This is a genomic window from Rhodococcus sp. B7740, assembly GCF_000954115.1.
Taxonomy (GTDB): domain Bacteria; phylum Actinomycetota; class Actinomycetes; order Mycobacteriales; family Mycobacteriaceae; genus Rhodococcoides.
The window spans coordinates 524,346-541,712 of record NZ_CP010797.1; the positions used below are offsets into that span (position 1 = coordinate 524,346).

Sequence of the window (17,367 nt, forward strand, 5' to 3'; positions counted from 1 at the left end):
GGCGCAATGACCATCACACTCCTGCTGGCGGACGACCAAGCCCTGGTGCGGGGAGCGTTAGCAGCTCTGCTGGGGCTCGAACCGGATCTCGACGTCGTCGCCGAGGTGGGACGCGGGGACGAGGTCGCCGCTGCCGTTCTCGAACATCGACCCGACGTCGTCCTGCTCGACGTGGAGATGCCCGGCAAGAACGGTATCGAGGTCACCGCCGAACTGGCCCTGATCGCTCCGGAGTCGAGAGTGCTGATCGTCACCACATTCGGACGACCCGGCTACCTGCGGCGCGCGATCGATGCGGGTGCGTCGGGTTTCGTGGTCAAGGACACCCCAGCCAAGCAGTTGGCCGACGCCGTTCGGCGCGTGCACATGGGGCTTCGCGTGGTCGATCCGACGCTGGCGACCGAAACCCTCACCGACGGCGTCTCTCCACTGACGGCCCGAGAGCAGGAGGTTCTCCGGGCGGCCGCCAAGGGCGGGACGGCGGGATCCATCGCTGCTCAGGTCCACCTCTCGGAGGGCACGGTACGCAATCATCTGTCGTCGGCGATCGGTAAGACCGGCACCAGTACCCGGGCCGAGGCGGTACGGGTGGCCGAGGACAGAGGGTGGCTGTAGGTCGTTCGGGGCGCGCCGTGACCACGCCGACGAGCAGGCCTGGCAAACTCGAGGGGTGAATTCAACTCTCGACCGAGATTCGTACGGAGACCCGTACGACGATCGGTATGCCCCGGACCCCGGTCCCGAGCGCCTGGGCTTCTTCGGAACGCTCGGACGCTGGGCCGGTCGGCTCGTCGCGGGAGTGGTGCTGATGTCGCTGGTGCTGGTCGCGGGAACAGCAGTGCGGGTGTGGCAGGTGGCGCGCATCGACGACTATTCCAAGGCGGACGCCATCGTGGTGCTCGGTGCCGCGCAGTACAGCGGCACCCCCTCGACGGTGTTCGAGGCACGACTGTCCCAGGCCGCGTCGCTGTACGAGCAGGGTATAGCCCCCGAGATCGTCACCGTCGGCGGCAAGCAGGAGGGGGACCTGTTCACCGAGGCCGCGTCGGGCCGCAACTATCTGATCGATCAGGGCGTTCCCGCCGACGCCATCGTTGCCGTCGAGACCGGCTCGGACACACTCGAGAGCATCGAGGCCGTGAGCAACACCCTGCGCGAGCAGGGCAAGTCGTCGGTGGTGTTGGTCAGCGATCCGTGGCATTCACTTCGCACCCGAACCATGGCGCGCGACGCAGGCCTGGACGCCTGGACCTCGCCGACGCGCACCGGTCCGGCCGTCTACACCAGAGAATCCCAGGCGCACGGAATCGCCAGGGAGACAGGCGCTCTGCTGTGGTATCAGCTGACCCACTTCACCGCGGACTTCTCCTACACGGCAGGCCAGTAGATGACCGGCACATACTCGGCCCACGACGTCGAACGATTCGTCCCCGAACCGCCCAAGACCGCGGGACTGCGGGCCGGGGCAGACAACGCCTCGCACCGAAGCGCCTTCGCGCGCGATCGAGCGCGCGTGTTGCACTGCGCCGCACTGCGCAGGCTCGCCGACAAGACCCAGGTCACCGGACCGCGAGACGGAGACACCCCACGCACGCGGTTGACGCACTCGCTCGAAGTTGCCCAGATCGGCCGCAGCATCGCCGAAGGACTCGGCAGCGATCCCGATCTGGTGGACCTGGCCGGGCTGGCGCACGACATCGGCCACCCGCCGTACGGGCACAACGGCGAACGCGCCCTCGACGAAGTGGCCCAGGATTGCGGTGGGTTCGAGGGCAACGCGCAGAACCTGCGCATTCTCACCGGACTCGAGCCGAAGATCCTCGATGCCGACGGTCGCAGCGTCGGGCTCAACCTGACCCGAGCCTCGCTCGATGCCGCCACCAAGTACCCCTGGATCCGACCAGCCCCGGGCGCGAAATTCGGTGCCTACGACGACGACTCCGCCATTCTGGGTTGGGTGCGTGACGGCGCTCCGGACGAACACAAGTGCCTCGAAGCGCAGAGCATGGACTGGTCCGACGACGTGGCGTACTCGGTGCACGACGTCGAGGACGGTGTGATCGACGCTCGAATCGACCTGCGGGCGCTGTCCGATCCGATCGAGCGACGCGCCCTCGCAGAACTCGGCGTCTCCGAATTTCGCGGACTCGATGTCGATGAACTGATCGAGGCCGCGGATCGCCTGTCGAGGATGCACGTCGTGGTCGCGGTCGGACGCTACGACGGAACTCTCGCCGCATCGGTGGCGCTCAAGCACATGACCAGTGAACTCGTCGGCCGCTTCGCCACCGCCGCCATCGAGGGCACGCACGAGAAGTACGGCACCGCGCCGTTGAGTCGCTACGACGCCGACCTGGTGGTGCCGTCGATCGTCGGCTCGGAGGTTGCGCTGCTCAAAACCATGGCCCTGCGGTACGTGATGTCCGACGCCGGACACAAGATCCGCCAGGAGCGTCAGCGCGATCGCATCCACCGCGTCGCCGAGTGGTTGATGCGCTCGGCTCCGGGCGAGCTGGACCCCATCCTGGTGCCCGCCTGGCAGCGGGCCGACAGCGATGCCGAACGGACCCGAGTGGTGGTCGACCAGATCGCGTCGTACACCGAAAGTCGACTCGAACTGATCGACAAGCGTTCGCTCGGAGCTCAGGCCAGCTGGGGCTGACCGCTCGCGACCGAATGTGGGTAGGTCCGGATCGGGACTAGACTGCCCTTCGTGGCCGGCCGAATTCCTGAACGCGACATCGCCGCCATTCGCGAACGCACACGGATCGAAGACATAGTCGGCGACTACGTCTCTCTCAAGCGCGCGGGCGGCGACTCCATGAAGGGGTTGTGCCCCTTCCACGACGAGAAGTCTCCGTCGTTCCATGTCCGTCCCAATCACGGTCACTATCACTGCTTCGGCTGCGGCGAGGGAGGCGACGCCTACTCCTTCCTCCAGAAGATCGAGCACATCTCCTTCGTCGAGGCCGTCGAGCAATTGGCCGATCGGTTGAACTACTCGATCTCCTACGAGGGCGGCGGGCCGTCGGTTCAACGCGATCGCGGCACCCGAGCGCGCCTGATCGCCGCGAACGCGGCCGCGCAGGAGTTCTACGCGGGCAGGCTCGGCGGTCCCGACGCCCAGGCTGCGCGGGACTACCTCACCGAGCGCAACTTCGACGGGCATGCCGCCTTGGCATACGGCTGTGGTTATGCGCCCGACGGCTGGGACACCCTCACCAAACACCTGCTGGGCAAGGGCTTCGAGGCCAAGGAAATAGTCGACGCGGGGTTGGCGACACCCGGTAAGCGGGGGACGCCGATCGATCGCTTCCGGCGTCGGCTGGTGTGGCCGATTCGCAGTCAGAGCGGCGACGTCATCGGATTCGGCGCGCGCAAGCTGTTCGACGACGACACGATGCCGGGTAAGTACATCAACACCCCGGAAACGATGCTGTACAAGAAGTCTCAGGTGTTGTTCGGCCTCGATCTGGCGCGCAAGGAGATCGCGAAATCGCATCAGGCCGTCATCGTCGAGGGCTACACCGACGTGATGGCGATGCACCTGGCAGGCGTCAAGACTGCGGTGGCGTCCTGCGGAACCGCATTCGGCGAGGATCATTTGGCGATGCTGCGTCGATTGATGATGGACGACAGCTACTTTCGCGGTGAAGTGATCTACACCTTCGACGGCGACGAGGCGGGCCAGGCGGCCGCGATGAAGGCATTCGAGGGTGATCAGAAGATCGCCGGTCAGACGTTCGTCGCCGTCGCGCCGGATGGAATGGACCCGTGCGATCTGCGCTTGAAATCCGGCGACAACGCCGTTCGCGATCTCGTGGCCAGGCGCACTCCGATGTTCGCTTTCGTCGTCAAATCGCTCCTGCGAGAACATGATCTCGACACGCCCGAGGGTCGCGTCGAAGCATTGAAGCGAACCGTCCCCGTGGTCGCCCGCATCAAGGATGCGTCGCTGCGGGACGAGTACGCGCGGCAGCTCGCCGGCTGGACCGGGTGGGACGACACCGCGATGGTGCTCGCCCGCGTGCGCGACGAGGCGAAGAAGGGTGCCCGAGGCGACTCGAGTGGAAAACGCGTGCCGTTCGAGAAGCGTCAGGCAGCGCCCGCCGAAGCCCCCGCCGGGCCGCCGCGTCCCAATCCCACCGATCCGTCCCTGTGGCCGCAACGGGAAGCTCTCAAGGCGGTATTGCAGATGCCCGCGATGGCAGGAACGGTGTTCGATTCGCTCCCGCCGGAAAGCTTCCATCACCCGGCGTACGCGGCTGTGCGCGACGCAGTGGCGGCTGCGGGAGGCACCGCGGCCGGGCTGGGCGGAGGGGAGTGGGTCGACGCCGTGGCCAAACAGGCCAAGGACGCCGTTGTCGTGTCGTTGGTCACCGAGCTCGCCGTCGACCCGATGCGCGTGGCCGACGACGCCCTCACCCGCTACATCTCGGGCGTGCTCGCACGACTCCAGGAGGTATGGGTCGGCCAACAGGTGGCGGAACTCAAATCGAAACTTCAGCGCATGTCGCCGGTGGAGAAGCCCGACGACTACAACGCGCTGTTCGGCGACCTCATCGCCCTCGAGCAGTACCGCCGCAGTCTGCTCGAGCTCGCCGTCGGGAGTGTGGCCGAGGTCGGTTAGCGCCGCAGCTGATCGCGGGGAACGAAGACCTGGGTCTCGTCGTCGATCGGCTTCATCGGTTCCAGTCGTGGCTGGGTGTTCAGGGAATCGGACAGCTTCTGACGGCCGACCTCGATCGCCTTCTTGGTGGCCGGGCTCGACGCGACGGCGCTCGCCGTCTTGCGAATCTGCTCGTACCGGCCACGTCCCGCCTTGGCACCGAGTACGTAAGCAGCTCCGGCCGCCAGTACCAAACGAATCATCAGTAGGTCCTCCCATAGGGCGTGCGGCTGTTCTTCCATCTTGCCCGACGAACCTCTAGCAGGGCGATTTGGTACTCGGCAGAACCCGATTTGGTAGTAGCAAGGGGGTGTGCGCTATTGTTTCCAACGGCTCGCACGAGAGTGTGACGCCGCGAGGTAATCCCCCATAGCTCAATTGGCAGAGCATTCGACTGTTAATCGAAGGGTTCCTGGTTCGAGTCCAGGTGGGGGAGCGTCGAGCCCCCGTTCGGATCTTCATCCGGGCGGGGGCTTTCGCCGTTCTGTAGCCAGTCATAGGACACGCCGCACTTCAGCGCCCACTGCTTTACGAAGACTTTCCGCGGCGCAGCCCCGTGGCCGTTGAGCCAACGGCTCAGGCTGCTGCGCGCCATTTCGAGCTCGTCCGCCATATCTTGGACGGTGAGCCCTGCGTGGCCGAGTGCCATCTGTAGACGCCACCCCAGGGTGAGTGGGGGGACCACGCCGCGTTCCTGCTGGGTAACGACGTCTGTTTGTGACGAAGTCTCGATGCTCATACCGCGAAGTATAGGACGCATGTCGGACATACGACAAGCGTAATTCACGACACACCGGTTCGGTGAAGATCAATGATCGCGAAACCGACGGTTGACGGCCATGCGACATATGTCGTACGGTGCTACCCATGACCGAACTCGAACTACTGACCAGTGGTGAGGCGGGTGTCCTGCTGACCAAGAGCGCCCGCACCGTTCAGCGCATGGTCGACGCCGGCACTTTGAAGCCAGTTCGTCGTCTCCCAGGCGTGAACGGTGCGTTCCTCTTTAAACGCTCCGACGTCGAAGCACTCATGCCCAAGCCGAAGGTCGCACGGTGATTGCGCTGCAGCGCAAGCGATCTCCGCGCAGCCTCGCGCTGTGGTTGCTCGGAACCTGCGCGGCCGGCGCGGCGGGGTGGGTACTGATCCTCCACGTTTTCATGCTCGCTGGTGCGGCACTGCGGAGCTGGCTGTGAGCGCGCCGGAGCGGAGCGGTAAGCGGTTCCTGCTGTCGCCGGACAAGCGTCCCTACGACCTCGGGCGTCTTCCCAGTCACGTGCCCCACGTTGTCGAGCAGCAGCGGTTGCGTCAAGAGCGGGAGCGAGAGTGCGCCAAACAGGCTCAGTCCGCCGCGCGCACTGCCACCTCGTGGATGCGAGACGCTATCCGTGCGATCGAGGACCTGGACTATGCAGACCGCGTAGGGATGCTCGCTGAAGGCACTGAGCGAATCGATCTTGTTGTGGGAGAACTGAACAAGCGGATGATGCGACTGTGCGAAGCCCTACGCGAGGTGCTTACCGTCAATGCGGATCCGGTTCCGTACATCTCTACGTCTACCGCTGCCATCGGGTCGGACATCGAAAAGCTGATGGCTCGCAGTCCGGCCATGACGGCCCAGGTCCACATCAACAACACGATCGAGCACTTCCATCAGCTCACCGGCAACGATGCGTTGCGCACGGAGCCGGATGTTCCGAAGCCTGGCCAGCATCTCAAGAGCCGCCCGTCGGGGAAACCTGTCGGGCCGACTGACCGTCACGGTGGCGCGCTGAATCCCACTGCGGCCCCTGATGGTTCAGGCCCCGGTGGTGGCGGCTGACCGGCCCCCCGGGTCGCCGCCACCACCGGTCACCACCTACCTCGACCGACAAGTAACGGGCCCCGCATTGCCCGCGAGGCCCGTCTACTCACCAGAAGAATCGAGTGAATCCTGATGAGCACCAGCAACAATACCCCCGACTGGTCGCAGCAGCTCTCCGACGCGATGGCCGCCGACGCGCAGCTCGCGTACGACCGCTACATCCCGGCCGCCGCGACACCGACGGACCGGCCCGACGGCGTCGATCTTCTCGTCCCACACGTCGACGAGAACGGCAAGACCAAGTACACGGTGTACCCGTGCCGAGTGGTGTACCGCGGTGAGCTCGACGGTCTGCACCTGTGGCAGGCAGTCAACGACCGATGGATGCAGCCCGGCGACAAACTCCGCGTCGCATACCTGCCCCCGCACTCGGAGGTCACCGGACCGCCTGTCGCAGCTCCGGCGGTGGCTCATGGCTGACACCGCTTGCGTCGGAGTGATCAACGGCCGCCGCGCCGTCCGTCTCGCCCGGGAGGCGAAGCGCGCGCAGCTGATCGACAACGCCGAAGTCATCCGCCGTGCCGCCAAGAGTGCACTCGATCAGCTCGCCGAAACCGACGACGCGCGCGATCAGCACAAGCTCATCACCCACATCGGTTACCAACTCAGCCTGCTCGAGGCAGTCCTCGAAAACGTAGCGGAGGCATGACATGTCCGACATGAAAGTGATCGTGTCCGAGGTCAACGCGAAACGTGGCCTGGTCAACGAGCGGTACTTCATCCAGATCGATGCCGTCGACAAGAAGTCGCCACTCGGCAAGGCGGTCGTCGAGCAGTCACCGCAGGGCGGCGGCGAGACACCGATCACCGAGGTCACCGCCGACTCTCTCCCGAAGCATGTCCGTGACGCCCTGTACTTGTGGCTCGCATCGGTCGAGGTGACCGCGTGATGACTGCCGAACGCATCGCCTACGTGTTGATCGCCGCCAGTGCGGTGTGCGGATACTTCGCGCTCCGTCTGATCTGCTCGCTCGTCATCGCCGCCGGGTGGTACGTCTCATGAACGAGCAGCTGCCACCGCAGGTTCGGTGCCGCCTCCGCTTCTACATGCTGTTCATCGTCGGTCTCGTCGGCATCATCGTCGTGGCCTCCCTCGCCCCGTTGGTCGGTGGTGCGTGATGCCGTTCTTGACCGACAGATCGACGTTCGAGTACTTCACCGCGGCGTGCCGGAAGTCAGATGCCCGGGTGGCGCTCTCGGTAGAGGTCGATGGCACGCGCTTTGACCTTTTTGGCCTCGACCATGTCAGTTTCTACTTCGTCGCGCGCGTCGAGGACGATCCATCCCTGGAGGTGTATGGCGCACTGGACCGCGCGTTGGAGGTACTCGGTATCGACGGCACCGTCTTCCCCCTGGTAATCAGCGCGGAGGACCGAGAAGCCATCTTCGCCGGGGACGTACAGGGCGAATCGTGTGGATACGCCGTCTTCGCTCGAAAACTCGGACACGATCGCCGCGTGTCCAGCAAGTCGAGCGGTGGCATCGAGGGCCTTGACCAGGCTGGCGACGATGTGGGGTTCTGCTCGCAGCTCGTTCCTGTCGCTGCCGATGAACAGTCTGGCGTGAGGCATGAGTCGTCTCCTGGGCTCGGGGGTGGTGACAGCGTACGAGACGACCGCCCGCAGACCGGGTGGGCAAAGCTGATCGTGCGGCCTCCGGTGCGCAGGTATCAGCAGGTACCTCGGCAAGTCGACGCGGTGCAGTGGACCGGGAGCAACTTCGGCGACCTGATGGTCTTCGTCGCCGGCGTGAACGTCGCTAGGCGTGGGGACCGGTTCTGCATCGAGCCGCTGGACGAACCGTCCATTTTCGCTGTGCCGGGTGACTACATCGTCCGCGACGCGGCAGGGAAGTACCAGTGCATCCCGGCCGTCGAGTTCCAGTCCACTCACGCCGTCGTGGTGTCGCTGTGAAGCGCCTCGATCACCCGGAACGATTCGAGCAAGCGCTCGCCGGACATCTGCCGGGTGAAGCGTTGTCGCCGTATGACCGCCGCGTGCTGGTGTCCACCCTCGTCGGCCGGTGCATGACCGACCGCGAGATCGCCGAGCACACGAAGTGGACGGACTACACGGTCGTCCGGATCCGTGAGCATCTCGGACTCGAATCCGTCCACCCTGCCCCTGATGTCCCCGAATCGGTGGGTGCCGATCACATCCCGTGCTTGCTGTGCAACCAGATCACCGCTGTCACAGCCGAATCTGCCCGTCACGGAATGTGCCCGGAGTGCGCGCCGGTGATGGCCCAGACACGAGCGACTGTGCGCAGGCATCGAGTGCTCGCCGGTATTCGCGCACGGACCGGCTGAACGAGAGGAAGGAGGAACACGGGCTGTGGCGAGCGAATGCAAGGACTGTCACGCACCGGTGCATTGGTGCAAGTCGATGTCCCGGGAGGACCGATGGATACCGGTGGACATCTCACCGGACCCGGAACTCGGCACCGTCCGCAAGCACTTCTCCGGACCGGTGAACGGCCGCGTGGTGTACGGCGAAGTCCTCAAAGGCTCCGACCTCGACGCTGCCCGAGCAGACGGGGAGCGCCTGTGGATACGGCACTCCGAAATCTGCACCGCACGCAAGCCGTACAACCCCCGCCCAGCTCACGTCCAACTCGATCTGCCGAACAGAACATGACCGCCCGCCCGCTACATGCCAGGAGCGACACACGATGACCACCACCACGACGCCCGCCACCGAGGTCCGCGAGACCACACTCGAACACCTCCGGCCGACTGCGATCGTCCCGCACCCGAAGAACCCACGGACCGACCTCGGTGACGTCACCGAGCTCGCCGAGTCCATTAAGGGCCAAGGTGTCCTCGAACCGTTGATAGTGACGCCCGCGAAGGCGAAGGGAAAGTACACGCTCATCGCCGGGCACCGCCGTCACGCGGCCGCGAAGCGAGCGGTACTGAAGACGGTGCCGTGCATCGTCCGGTTCGACCTCGCCGGAGACGACCGCGCGCAGCTCGAAGTGATGCTCACCGAGAACCTGCACCGCTCCGACCTCAACGTCGTCGAGGAGGGCAACGCCTACCAGTCACTGCTCGAGTTCGACGACGTCGACCTCAAAGGCCTCGCCACCCGGACCGGCCACAAGCAGAAGACCATCAAGGATCGGATCAAACTGGCGAATGCGCCGCAGACGTTGCGCGACAGGCTCGTCGCCCGTCAGGTGACGATCGAGGACGCTCTGGCGCTCACCGAGTTCGCCGACGATCAGCAGGTGTACGACCGCCTTGCCCTGTTCCTCGGTACCCCGAACTTCGCATTCAACGTCGAGGAGGCGCGCAAGCAGAGGGCCTGGCTGAGACGCGAGGCGAAGATCGTCAAGGAGCTCACCGACAAAGGGATTCGCGTGGCCACCGACGACGCACTCGACGAGGAGGCCGACGCGGCAACGGACGCGGCCGAAACTGATCCCACCGTTGTCACCTTCGATTGGATCGAAGCTCAATCCGAGGACGAGATCCCCGACGGTGCAGAGCGCGTCGCTCTCACCGACCGGCACGTCGAGTCCGGATACGTCTGGAAGTACAAGCAGTTCTTCTCCGGCTCCGACACGGACGCCACCGACTCATCGGGCAAGCCGATCAAACCCGCCGTCGAGACGCCGGCGCAGGCACAGGCGCGGGAGGAGCGCGCTCGCAAGGCCAAGCTCGACGAGGATCTGCGAACCGCGGCCACGGTGCGCCGCCGTTTCCTCGCAAAGGCCGCAGCCGAAAGCAACGCCGACTTTGCTGTCCAGTGCCTACGCCTATACGTCATGGATCGATCGACCCGATCCGGGATGACCAAGTCCGCATCCATGGAACTTCTCGGCGTGCCGCCGATGACGAAGGACGACGACGAGAACGACCACGCTGAGATCGAACGCCACGTCAACAAGATGACCCTGCCGCAACTGGCGGTGTCTGCGTACCTGCTGGACAAGGTCCTGCAGGAAGAGCACCTGGCCAACGCATTTCAGTGGCAGCGCGAACCGTACCCGGCGCTCGATGCTTGGCACCACGACCTCACCGAAGTGTTCGGCTACGTGTACACCGACGCCGAGCAGGGGCTTCTCGACGCACTCGATGCGGCCACGGCCGATGCGCAGGAGTAACCGGTGGACTCCGCCGCTCTCACTGCCGCACAGCAGTGGTTCCTGTCCCTCCCTCCGGAGCGGCAGGTCGGTATCCACCGCTACATCGCGGGTAAGGAAGCGGCCCCGCACACCGAAGTCGAAGGCCAGCTCGCCATCCCCATCCCCGGACAACGCCACCGATCAGGAAGGACGTAGACCATGAGCGACGTCATCATCACAGTCGGCACCGCCGACCTCCGCGCCGCACTCTCCTCGGTCGTCGTGCACGCCGGAAACGACGAGCACCTCCCGACCTACACGCGTGTCCGGTTGCTCGTGGACCCGGTCAATCTGTGGGTCACGGCCACCGACCGGTTCTCGATGGGACAGGCCATCGTCTCGATCTGGGAGCAGGTCGAACCGGGTCTCGCGACGATCGATGTCCTGCCGGAGGACGTGAAGAAGATCCTCTCGATCTTCAAGGCAGGCAAGGAGAAGGCTGACTCGGACGCACCAGAGTTCCAGGTCCGGATCGAGGCCGACGACGAGTTCGTCACCCTGATCGACTGCGCCGGGTTCGTCGACGGCCGCTCCTACAAGATCCCACGGCTTCCGCACGATGAGCAGTTCCTCGACATCCCGAAGCTGATCTCACGATCCCACCACGCGCCACCGGTGTTGCTCGAGAACATGGCCGTGAACGGTACGGACCTCGCACGCTTCGCTGTCGCCGCCAACGCGTACATCAAGCCGCTGCTGATCGAGTCGCACACCGGATCTCGCGCCCTTCTGATCCGGGCGGGGGAGTCGTTCCTCGGAATGCTGTTGCCCCTGAACATCAGCGAGGACACCGAGGCCAGGAACAAGGAATGGGCTGTCGCGTGGTCGTCGCGGCTACCGAACCCCGACCACATCAACAACCACGATGAGGCGGCGAGCTGATGTCCAACATCTTCAACGTATTCCGGTACTCGATCCCAGTCACCGACTCGGAGTTCTTCCTACCCCTGAGCCCGAACTCGGTGGTGCTGTCGGTCGCCGACTCCCGTAACCGCCCGACCGACTACGTCGATGTGTGGGTGCGGGTGCCCAAGGCCGATCGCTACGCCACCGAGACGGGACGGTACGCGGTGTTCCGTATCGCGGGCACCGGACACGACGTCGAAGCCGAGGACGCGACCCACTTCCTCGGCACCGTCGTCACCGCCCTCGGGCTGGTGTGGCACGTCTTCTACCGCTTCGAGACCTCGACAGACGGGATGGCCATCCGATGAACGACCCGCACACCCCGGCATCGACACCGGCCTTCATCAGCACCTTCGTCGCCACGCAATCCCCGGAGGCCGCCAGCGACATGAGAGTGATCATCACCTGCCGAGGAATCGGCGAACCGTACGGCACCAACAGCCTGTCCGGCGTCACGAAGAGCCTGGACCCGAAGAAATACCTGATCATCGAACTGGTCTGGTCGGCCGCGTTCGGGCCGGTACCGCGCTGGGACGGAGACAGTTTCACAGTCAACGTCCTTCACGCCGAACATGCTCTGCTGGGACTGATCGCGAAGTACCCGGGCGCGATCCTCCTTGGGTACTCAGGCGGCGCTCAGGTCGCCGGAAACGTCGCTGCCCAGATCGGTGAAGGTTGGCACCCGGCGTTGACGATTCGCGCGGTCGTTCTGATCTCCGATCCCTCCCGCCACACGAGTCAGATCATTGGCGTCAACCGCGGCGGGCAAGGCATCCTCGGTGGCCGGTACATCAAGTCCGACCGGTTCCAGGTGCTGCAATTCTCCGCCCCCGGCGACCCGATCTCCGAGCTCCCCGAGGGCAACGCCCTCGCCGACCTCGCGCAGCTGATCACCAGTCTGTCGCTCGTCGACGTACCCGCGTGGATGGAGGACCTCCGCCGCAAAGCACTGAAGGGTGCACTGCAGATCTGGAAGCGCTCCGGAGTCGACTGGTGGAACGCCTACAAGTGGTCCCTCGGCTACACCGCACACGGCCGCCACACCTGCTACCTGCACGAGAAGATGCAGGGCGAGTCCGTCACCTACGCTGAGCGCGCCGCTTCGATGATCGCAGGCGTGCGATGACGATCACGACACCAGCAGGTGCACCGGATATCGATCCCGAGGAGCTGATTGCCAAGGCGGTCAACGCCCTTGTCGATCGCCAGCGCATCTTCGACAACGGCATCGCCAATAAGTTGACGGGCGAGCAGGTCGCCGATGAGGTGCTGATGGAGCTGCGGAGTAACGGCTGCTCGATCTCGACGCCTCAACGATTCACACCTACACCCGCCGACTTCGCATTCACGGCGTACGGAGTCAGTCTCTCCGAGCTCGGCGAAGACAGCGACAGCATGATCGCCCTCGGCCACGTCGAGCCACGCCGAATGTTGGCCGCTCTCAACAGGTACTGGCGCAAGTTCTGCGGACTGGACTACGCCGACATCAAGTGGGCCTTCGAGGACACTGTCGGATCGACCCAGGTCAAGCACAGGTGGGTTCAGTTCACCAGAAATCCTCACGCCGACGGTGGGGACTTCGAGTTCGAGTGGATGGCGTGGCCGGCACCGGCCCCGAACCCCGGCGACCCCTACCGCTTCGATGTGGCTACTCCCGTGACGAGGTGGGAAGCATGACCTGGCCCGTAACGCACGTGTACCGCAGCACCGCAACAGATCTGGTCGAAGCACTCACCTTGGCAGAGGCGCGGCGCGAAAACTTCAAGGCCGAGTGTGACGATTGGGCAGACACCTACCCGATGGATTCCGTCGATCGCGAGTATCAGATCCGGTACGACGGCGTCACCCTGGACCGCTGGTTCGCGGGCTTCGAGTTCGTGGAGGGTGATGACACCAGGTACCGCCGCAAGGCAGCCGACGCACCGCACCCGGGCTGGAAGTTCAACCGCCGAATCGGGTGCTGGGTGGCCGACCCTCGCACCGAAGCAGGTAAGGCGCTCGGTCGATCGATGCCGTACGTAAAGGGATCGGCGTCGATCGCCGATCGGCTTACTGGCCTACCCACCATGATCACCGTCGGTGAGACCGGTAACGGCGGCTTCTCCTGCACGTCGGCACGCATCACCGTCGCGGACGGCGTTGTTACAGCTGCTTGCCCAGGCGATCCGTTCGACCAGCGAGGTCCGAAGCCGAGAGAAAAGTTCGCCAGCTACTGGACGCCCGTGAAGTTGTCCGACTACTACGCCGAGCAGGGGCTCTGATCACGATGACCACACCGACCTCGTTTCCGATGGCCGTGGCCGTCACCGATCTGTTCGTCGACCACACCTACCAACGGGACTGCGACGTCAAGCGAGTCCGCAAGATCGCCGCCGAATGGGACCCGCGCCTTGTCGGCGTCCTCGACGTCTCCGATCGCGGTGATCAGGCGCATCCTCGTTTCGCGATCATCAACGGTCAACACCGCTGGGCCGCAGCAGGTATGCGCGACCCCGACGCGCACCTCGTCGTTAACGTCCACACCGGCCTCGACGTTGCGGGCGAAGCGAAACTGTTCGACGACATCGACCGCAAGACCAAACCCATCTCCACGTGGGACCGCTGGCGGGCCCGCAAAGCGTCCGGCGACCCCGACGTCACCGTCATCGAAGACGCAGTCACGCAACTCGGGTTAGAGATCAACCCCCGACCCGGACCGAAGAACCTGCGCTGCATCACCAGCCTGGAGAAGCTACTTCGCAAAGGCGGCCAATCGCTCGTCGTCAACACACTGTTCCTGATCACGGATACCTGGCCCCCGTCTCAGGACGCACTCGAAGGCGCGATTGTCGCCGGCGTCGGAATCCTTCTCGAGTCGTTCGACGACGTCGAGGCTGGTGCAACCTTCAAGACCGGGCGGCTCGCCGACGCGATGACAGAGATGACACCCCGTCAGATCCGCGCGCAGGCTCAGAGCCTGCGTGAGTTCGAGTCCGGCTCTCTCGCAACGATGGTCGCCGTCGTGCTGGTCCGCCTGTACAACCGCGAACGTGGACCGAAGCTCGATGAGAAAGCGATCCGCGGATGACTGCGATAGGACAGGAATACGCCTGGGTGTTCTTCGTCGCCGTGGCCGGTATCGCGCTGTACGCGCTTGCCTGGTCCATTCTGCGCGAGTCGGATTCGACGCGTGCGCGCGGCTATCCCCGTAATTCTCCCGAAGCTCGAATCTTGAGAGGTGAACTGTGACGAACGCACTGGTGTTCTTGGATACGGAAACGACTGGCCTGCATCATGATCGGCGGCCGTGGGAGATCGCACTGATTCGCCGAGAGCCGAACGGCGACACGGCGGAGCTTCGGGTGTTCGTCACCGACGTGGATCTGTCGTCGGCCGAGCTGATGGGCCTGAACGTTGGGCATTTCTACGACAACCATCCGTCGTTCCGAACCGATTCTCCGATGGGGATTCCCTGGGGCGATGAGGAGTTTCAGACCTCTCCGGGGGTGTGGCTGGCCACGGAAGCGAAAGCTGCCGTGCTGGTCGAGCGGATCACTCGCGGCGCGACGATCGTTGGCAACAATCCGACGTTCGATGTCGAGGTGCTGGCCGCGATGCTGCGTCGTCACAAGCTGTGTCCGGCATGGCATTACCACCCAATCGATGTCGTGTCGCAGGCCCTCGGGTTCCTGAGTGTCCTCAACCTCAAGGTGTTGGGGGACTTGCTCGCGCCTGAGCTCGTAGAGGACCTGACGCCGCCGTTGAAGTCGGACAAACTCTCGAAGCTCTGTGGCATCACACCACCCGAGGGGGATGAGCGCCACACGGCGATCGGTGACGCCCGGTGGGTGCAGCGGTGGTACGACCGGCTGAGCAAGCCGTTCGAGGATGCCGACACGACCGAATCGGAGCAACCGCAGTGAGCCGCACCGAGATCGGTTCGGTCGCGGTGGCGTTGGGTCTCGCGACGTCGGCGGTGTTCTTCGTCGCGTTCCGAGTGACATCGGCGGCCGTGGCGTTCGGCGAGGTGTATCTCGAGCGTCGGGGTCGGACATGATTCGGCCGTTTCTCGAGCGCGGGATGAAGGGCTGGAAGATCACCTGCGATTCGTGCGGGAAGGTCGCGCACTTCTACGTCGACACCGCGCGTGAGGCGTTCGACCTTGCTCGCCGGCACTCGTGGATCAAGAGCAGCAGCCGCGATCTCTGCCCCGACCATCCGTCCTGACCGAAGGAGAAGCCAGTGCGTGTATTCGCCAGGGCACCGCCCTTAACCATTAATCATGTCGCCCCCGTTGTTACCCGTTCTCCGACAAAGGATGTCCGTTGCCGTTCTTCCAGCTGGTCGACGAGTTGGCCACCAACCGCAAGATCAAGGCGCTGTTGGATCCCACACTCGACGGCGACACCTCTGGATGTGCAGCGTTCACCGTGTGGGCACTGGCGGGAACGACGTGTCAGGCGTCAGGTGAAGATGGGGTAGTCAAACGTGCTGACGTGGCGAGGATTCTTCTCGACACTCGGATGAGCCTCGACGCCGCCACCATGTTGGTCGAGGTGGGTTTGTGGCACGCACCGGGGCACGAGTGCCCTCGGTGCCCGCCTGTCGCGGACGGGACATTTCTGTTCCACGACTGGTTCGATCTGAAGTACGACACGGGCGCAGCGGTCCGGCTCAAGCGGCGCAAGGCCGCGGAGCTGAAGACCGACAAGATCGTTGCGGCTGTGTGGGCGCGGGATTGCATCGATCCGAAGGTCCCGGCGAAGCAGATGTCGGCGCACTGCCGTTACTGCGGCGTCGTGGTCAAGCGCATGGACAACAGGTCGGGTGTCAAAGCACACCTCGAGCACGTCGACCCTGCAGTGGCGAACGGTGCACGCAACATCGTGATCGCGTGCTCGCCCTGCAACCAGAGCAAGGGCAACCGAACACCGCAGGCCGCGGGAATGACGTTACGTCCGGCACCGCGCTCGGGTCCTGAGCAGCACAGTTCCACCGTGGTCTCGCCGCCACGTTCCGATGACGGGCTGGTTTCGTCTCCGCGTTCCGACGCCGGGTTGTCTTCGACGGGTAGCTCCCGCGAAGGCGTACTCGCCGGCCGCGATGCAGACGATGCGGTACTCGCCGGAACGGACGACGCAGGGACGCGCAATGCCTCCCAGGACCGCCGCACACGGCCTCAGGTGGCCGACCCGTCAGCAGTTGTCACGCCAGGCTCACCGGGGCAACCCGTCGCTGGGACAGTGCACGACAACGCCGACGAGTCGGCCACCACCCGGCCAGCGGGCGACGAGCCGACCAAACCGGAACAACCGGCGATCAAACCGCCACGGCCAGCGTCGAATCCGGAACAAACCCCGATCAAACCGGATCAACCCCGGAATCAACTTTCGGGAGCTGTGCTCGGGCGCGTGCGGGCGCAGGTGCGCCAGGCAGGGTCAGGGCAGGGTGATGGTTTGGGTAGGGGTCTGGGGAGGGGTCACTCGTCTGGGTCACCCGACCACCATCCATCCGGAGACACCGCTCGTAAACGTGGACGCCGCAGATCTCGTGGCCGTTCCCGTAGCTCTACGAAACAGGCCAGTCCAGATCCATCTCCCGACCGACCTGTGAATCCATTCCCACCAAGGGAGTTCACCACCGCGCAAATGCTCGATCCATCGATGGACGCGGGCGCTGCACCCGATGTCGAAGTCCCCGCCAGATTCGGCTCGCCGTGGCACGGCTGGCGCGGCCCGGCGTCGACGGTGACGGAAACCATCTGCGACATCCACGGTCAGCACGAACCGTGTTCCACCTGCAAGACGAGCGAGGAGTGACC

28 protein-coding genes and 1 tRNA gene are annotated in these 17,367 nt (G+C 64.7%); 27 read left to right on the forward strand and 2 right to left on the reverse strand.

What is annotated here, in order from left to right:
• The first annotated feature begins 6 nt into the window (after window positions 1-6).
• From NY08_RS02380 to dnaG, 4 genes are read left to right on the forward strand one after another with little or no spacing between them, the layout of a single operon-like run.
• Window positions 7-615 carry a response regulator transcription factor gene (locus NY08_RS02380; RefSeq protein ID WP_032394536.1) on the forward strand — a complete coding sequence of 203 codons (609 nt, stop codon included), beginning with the start codon at window positions 7-9 and terminating at the stop codon, window positions 613-615.
• Window positions 616-670: 55 nt separating this feature from the next.
• Entirely contained in the window at window positions 671-1,387 is a 717-nt protein-coding gene (locus tag NY08_RS02385; protein ID WP_045194690.1) for a YdcF family protein, read from the forward strand.
• Window positions 1,388-2,662, forward strand: a complete 1,275-nt coding sequence (locus NY08_RS02390; RefSeq protein ID WP_045194692.1) for a deoxyguanosinetriphosphate triphosphohydrolase — start codon at window positions 1,388-1,390, stop codon at window positions 2,660-2,662. It abuts the gene before it with no gap.
• A gap of 51 nt (window positions 2,663-2,713) precedes the next feature.
• Window positions 2,714-4,630, forward strand: coding sequence for a DNA primase (dnaG, locus tag NY08_RS02395; RefSeq protein WP_045194694.1), 1,917 nt, complete (start codon window positions 2,714-2,716; stop codon window positions 4,628-4,630).
• Here the strand turns inward: dnaG and NY08_RS02400 are convergent.
• Entirely contained in the window at window positions 4,627-4,872 is a 246-nt protein-coding gene (locus NY08_RS02400; protein WP_032394749.1) for a hypothetical protein, read from the reverse strand. The genes dnaG and NY08_RS02400 overlap by 4 nt on opposite strands.
• 160 nt (window positions 4,873-5,032) lie before the next feature.
• Here NY08_RS02400 and NY08_RS02405 point away from each other — a divergent pair.
• Window positions 5,033-5,105: transfer RNA gene (locus NY08_RS02405), tRNA-Asn, on the forward strand.
• On the opposite strand, the gene NY08_RS26680 is transcribed toward NY08_RS02405, so the two are convergent.
• Window positions 5,067-5,438, reverse strand: a complete 372-nt coding sequence (locus NY08_RS26680) for a helix-turn-helix domain-containing protein (protein WP_082073962.1) — start codon at window positions 5,436-5,438, stop codon at window positions 5,067-5,069. The genes NY08_RS02405 and NY08_RS26680 overlap by 39 nt on opposite strands.
• Before the next feature lie 98 nt (window positions 5,439-5,536).
• Here NY08_RS26680 and NY08_RS02410 point away from each other — a divergent pair, with 98 nt between their 5' ends.
• From NY08_RS02410 to NY08_RS26190, 22 genes are all read left to right on the forward strand, one after another.
• Window positions 5,537-5,728 (forward strand): helix-turn-helix domain-containing protein, encoded by a 192-nt coding sequence (locus tag NY08_RS02410; RefSeq protein WP_045194696.1) that lies wholly within the window; start codon window positions 5,537-5,539, stop codon window positions 5,726-5,728.
• The gene (locus NY08_RS25975) at window positions 5,725-5,865 is read left to right on the forward strand and encodes a hypothetical protein (RefSeq protein WP_158462496.1); all 141 of its coding nucleotides are present in this window, start codon (window positions 5,725-5,727) and stop codon (window positions 5,863-5,865) included. The genes NY08_RS02410 and NY08_RS25975 overlap by 4 nt, the downstream gene beginning before the upstream one ends.
• Window positions 5,862-6,491: a hypothetical protein gene (locus tag NY08_RS02415; protein ID WP_045194698.1), complete on the forward strand. Its 630-nt coding sequence runs from the start codon at window positions 5,862-5,864 to the stop codon at window positions 6,489-6,491. Before NY08_RS25975 ends, NY08_RS02415 begins: the two co-directional genes overlap by 4 nt.
• 114 nt (window positions 6,492-6,605) lie before the next feature.
• The gene (locus tag NY08_RS02420) at window positions 6,606-6,953 is read left to right on the forward strand and encodes a hypothetical protein (RefSeq protein WP_045194700.1); all 348 of its coding nucleotides are present in this window, start codon (window positions 6,606-6,608) and stop codon (window positions 6,951-6,953) included.
• Window positions 6,946-7,182: a hypothetical protein gene (locus tag NY08_RS02425; RefSeq protein ID WP_045194701.1), complete on the forward strand. Its 237-nt coding sequence runs from the start codon at window positions 6,946-6,948 to the stop codon at window positions 7,180-7,182. The genes NY08_RS02420 and NY08_RS02425 overlap by 8 nt, the downstream gene beginning before the upstream one ends.
• 1 nt (window position 7,183) lies before the next feature.
• Entirely contained in the window at window positions 7,184-7,423 is a 240-nt protein-coding gene (locus NY08_RS02430; RefSeq protein WP_045194703.1) for a hypothetical protein, read from the forward strand.
• Between the two features lie 228 nt (window positions 7,424-7,651).
• The gene (locus NY08_RS02435; protein ID WP_144407297.1) at window positions 7,652-8,446 is read left to right on the forward strand and encodes a hypothetical protein; all 795 of its coding nucleotides are present in this window, start codon (window positions 7,652-7,654) and stop codon (window positions 8,444-8,446) included.
• A complete protein-coding gene (locus NY08_RS02440) occupies window positions 8,443-8,841 on the forward strand; it encodes a hypothetical protein (protein ID WP_045194707.1) in 399 nt (132 codons plus the stop codon). Before NY08_RS02435 ends, NY08_RS02440 begins: the two co-directional genes overlap by 4 nt.
• A gap of 76 nt (window positions 8,842-8,917) precedes the next feature.
• Complete coding sequence (locus NY08_RS02445; protein ID WP_143545184.1) at window positions 8,918-9,169, forward strand: hypothetical protein; 252 nt, start codon at window positions 8,918-8,920, stop codon at window positions 9,167-9,169.
• Window positions 9,170-9,203: 34 nt separating this feature from the next.
• Complete coding sequence (locus NY08_RS25040) at window positions 9,204-10,640, forward strand: ParB/RepB/Spo0J family partition protein (protein WP_052683695.1); 1,437 nt, start codon at window positions 9,204-9,206, stop codon at window positions 10,638-10,640.
• 3 nt (window positions 10,641-10,643) lie between these two features.
• Window positions 10,644-10,817, forward strand: a complete 174-nt coding sequence (locus NY08_RS25980; protein ID WP_158462498.1) for a hypothetical protein — start codon at window positions 10,644-10,646, stop codon at window positions 10,815-10,817.
• Window positions 10,818-10,820: 3 nt separating this feature from the next.
• Window positions 10,821-11,543, forward strand: a complete 723-nt coding sequence (locus NY08_RS02455) for a hypothetical protein (protein ID WP_045194709.1) — start codon at window positions 10,821-10,823, stop codon at window positions 11,541-11,543.
• Window positions 11,543-11,875: a DUF7352 domain-containing protein gene (locus NY08_RS02460; protein ID WP_045194711.1), complete on the forward strand. Its 333-nt coding sequence runs from the start codon at window positions 11,543-11,545 to the stop codon at window positions 11,873-11,875. The genes NY08_RS02455 and NY08_RS02460 overlap by 1 nt, the downstream gene beginning before the upstream one ends.
• The gene (locus NY08_RS25045; protein ID WP_052683696.1) at window positions 11,872-12,693 is read left to right on the forward strand and encodes a hypothetical protein; all 822 of its coding nucleotides are present in this window, start codon (window positions 11,872-11,874) and stop codon (window positions 12,691-12,693) included. The genes NY08_RS02460 and NY08_RS25045 overlap by 4 nt, the downstream gene beginning before the upstream one ends.
• Entirely contained in the window at window positions 12,690-13,244 is a 555-nt protein-coding gene (locus tag NY08_RS02470; protein WP_045194713.1) for a hypothetical protein, read from the forward strand. The genes NY08_RS25045 and NY08_RS02470 overlap by 4 nt, the downstream gene beginning before the upstream one ends.
• Window positions 13,241-13,828 carry a hypothetical protein gene (locus NY08_RS02475; RefSeq protein ID WP_045194715.1) on the forward strand — a complete coding sequence of 196 codons (588 nt, stop codon included), beginning with the start codon at window positions 13,241-13,243 and terminating at the stop codon, window positions 13,826-13,828. The genes NY08_RS02470 and NY08_RS02475 overlap by 4 nt, the downstream gene beginning before the upstream one ends.
• A gap of 5 nt (window positions 13,829-13,833) precedes the next feature.
• Window positions 13,834-14,634: a DUF6551 family protein gene (locus tag NY08_RS02480; protein WP_045194716.1), complete on the forward strand. Its 801-nt coding sequence runs from the start codon at window positions 13,834-13,836 to the stop codon at window positions 14,632-14,634.
• The gene (locus NY08_RS25985; protein WP_158462500.1) at window positions 14,631-14,795 is read left to right on the forward strand and encodes a hypothetical protein; all 165 of its coding nucleotides are present in this window, start codon (window positions 14,631-14,633) and stop codon (window positions 14,793-14,795) included. Before NY08_RS02480 ends, NY08_RS25985 begins: the two co-directional genes overlap by 4 nt.
• Before the next feature lie 113 nt (window positions 14,796-14,908).
• Window positions 14,909-15,469: a hypothetical protein gene (locus NY08_RS02485; RefSeq protein ID WP_144407298.1), complete on the forward strand. Its 561-nt coding sequence runs from the start codon at window positions 14,909-14,911 to the stop codon at window positions 15,467-15,469.
• Window positions 15,466-15,603: a hypothetical protein gene (locus NY08_RS25990; RefSeq protein ID WP_158462502.1), complete on the forward strand. Its 138-nt coding sequence runs from the start codon at window positions 15,466-15,468 to the stop codon at window positions 15,601-15,603. The genes NY08_RS02485 and NY08_RS25990 overlap by 4 nt, the downstream gene beginning before the upstream one ends.
• Entirely contained in the window at window positions 15,600-15,773 is a 174-nt protein-coding gene (locus NY08_RS25995) for a hypothetical protein (RefSeq protein WP_155290788.1), read from the forward strand. The genes NY08_RS25990 and NY08_RS25995 overlap by 4 nt, the downstream gene beginning before the upstream one ends.
• Before the next feature lie 98 nt (window positions 15,774-15,871).
• The gene (locus NY08_RS26190) at window positions 15,872-17,365 is read left to right on the forward strand and encodes a hypothetical protein (RefSeq protein WP_052683697.1); all 1,494 of its coding nucleotides are present in this window, start codon (window positions 15,872-15,874) and stop codon (window positions 17,363-17,365) included.
• Window positions 17,366-17,367 lie beyond the last annotated feature (2 nt).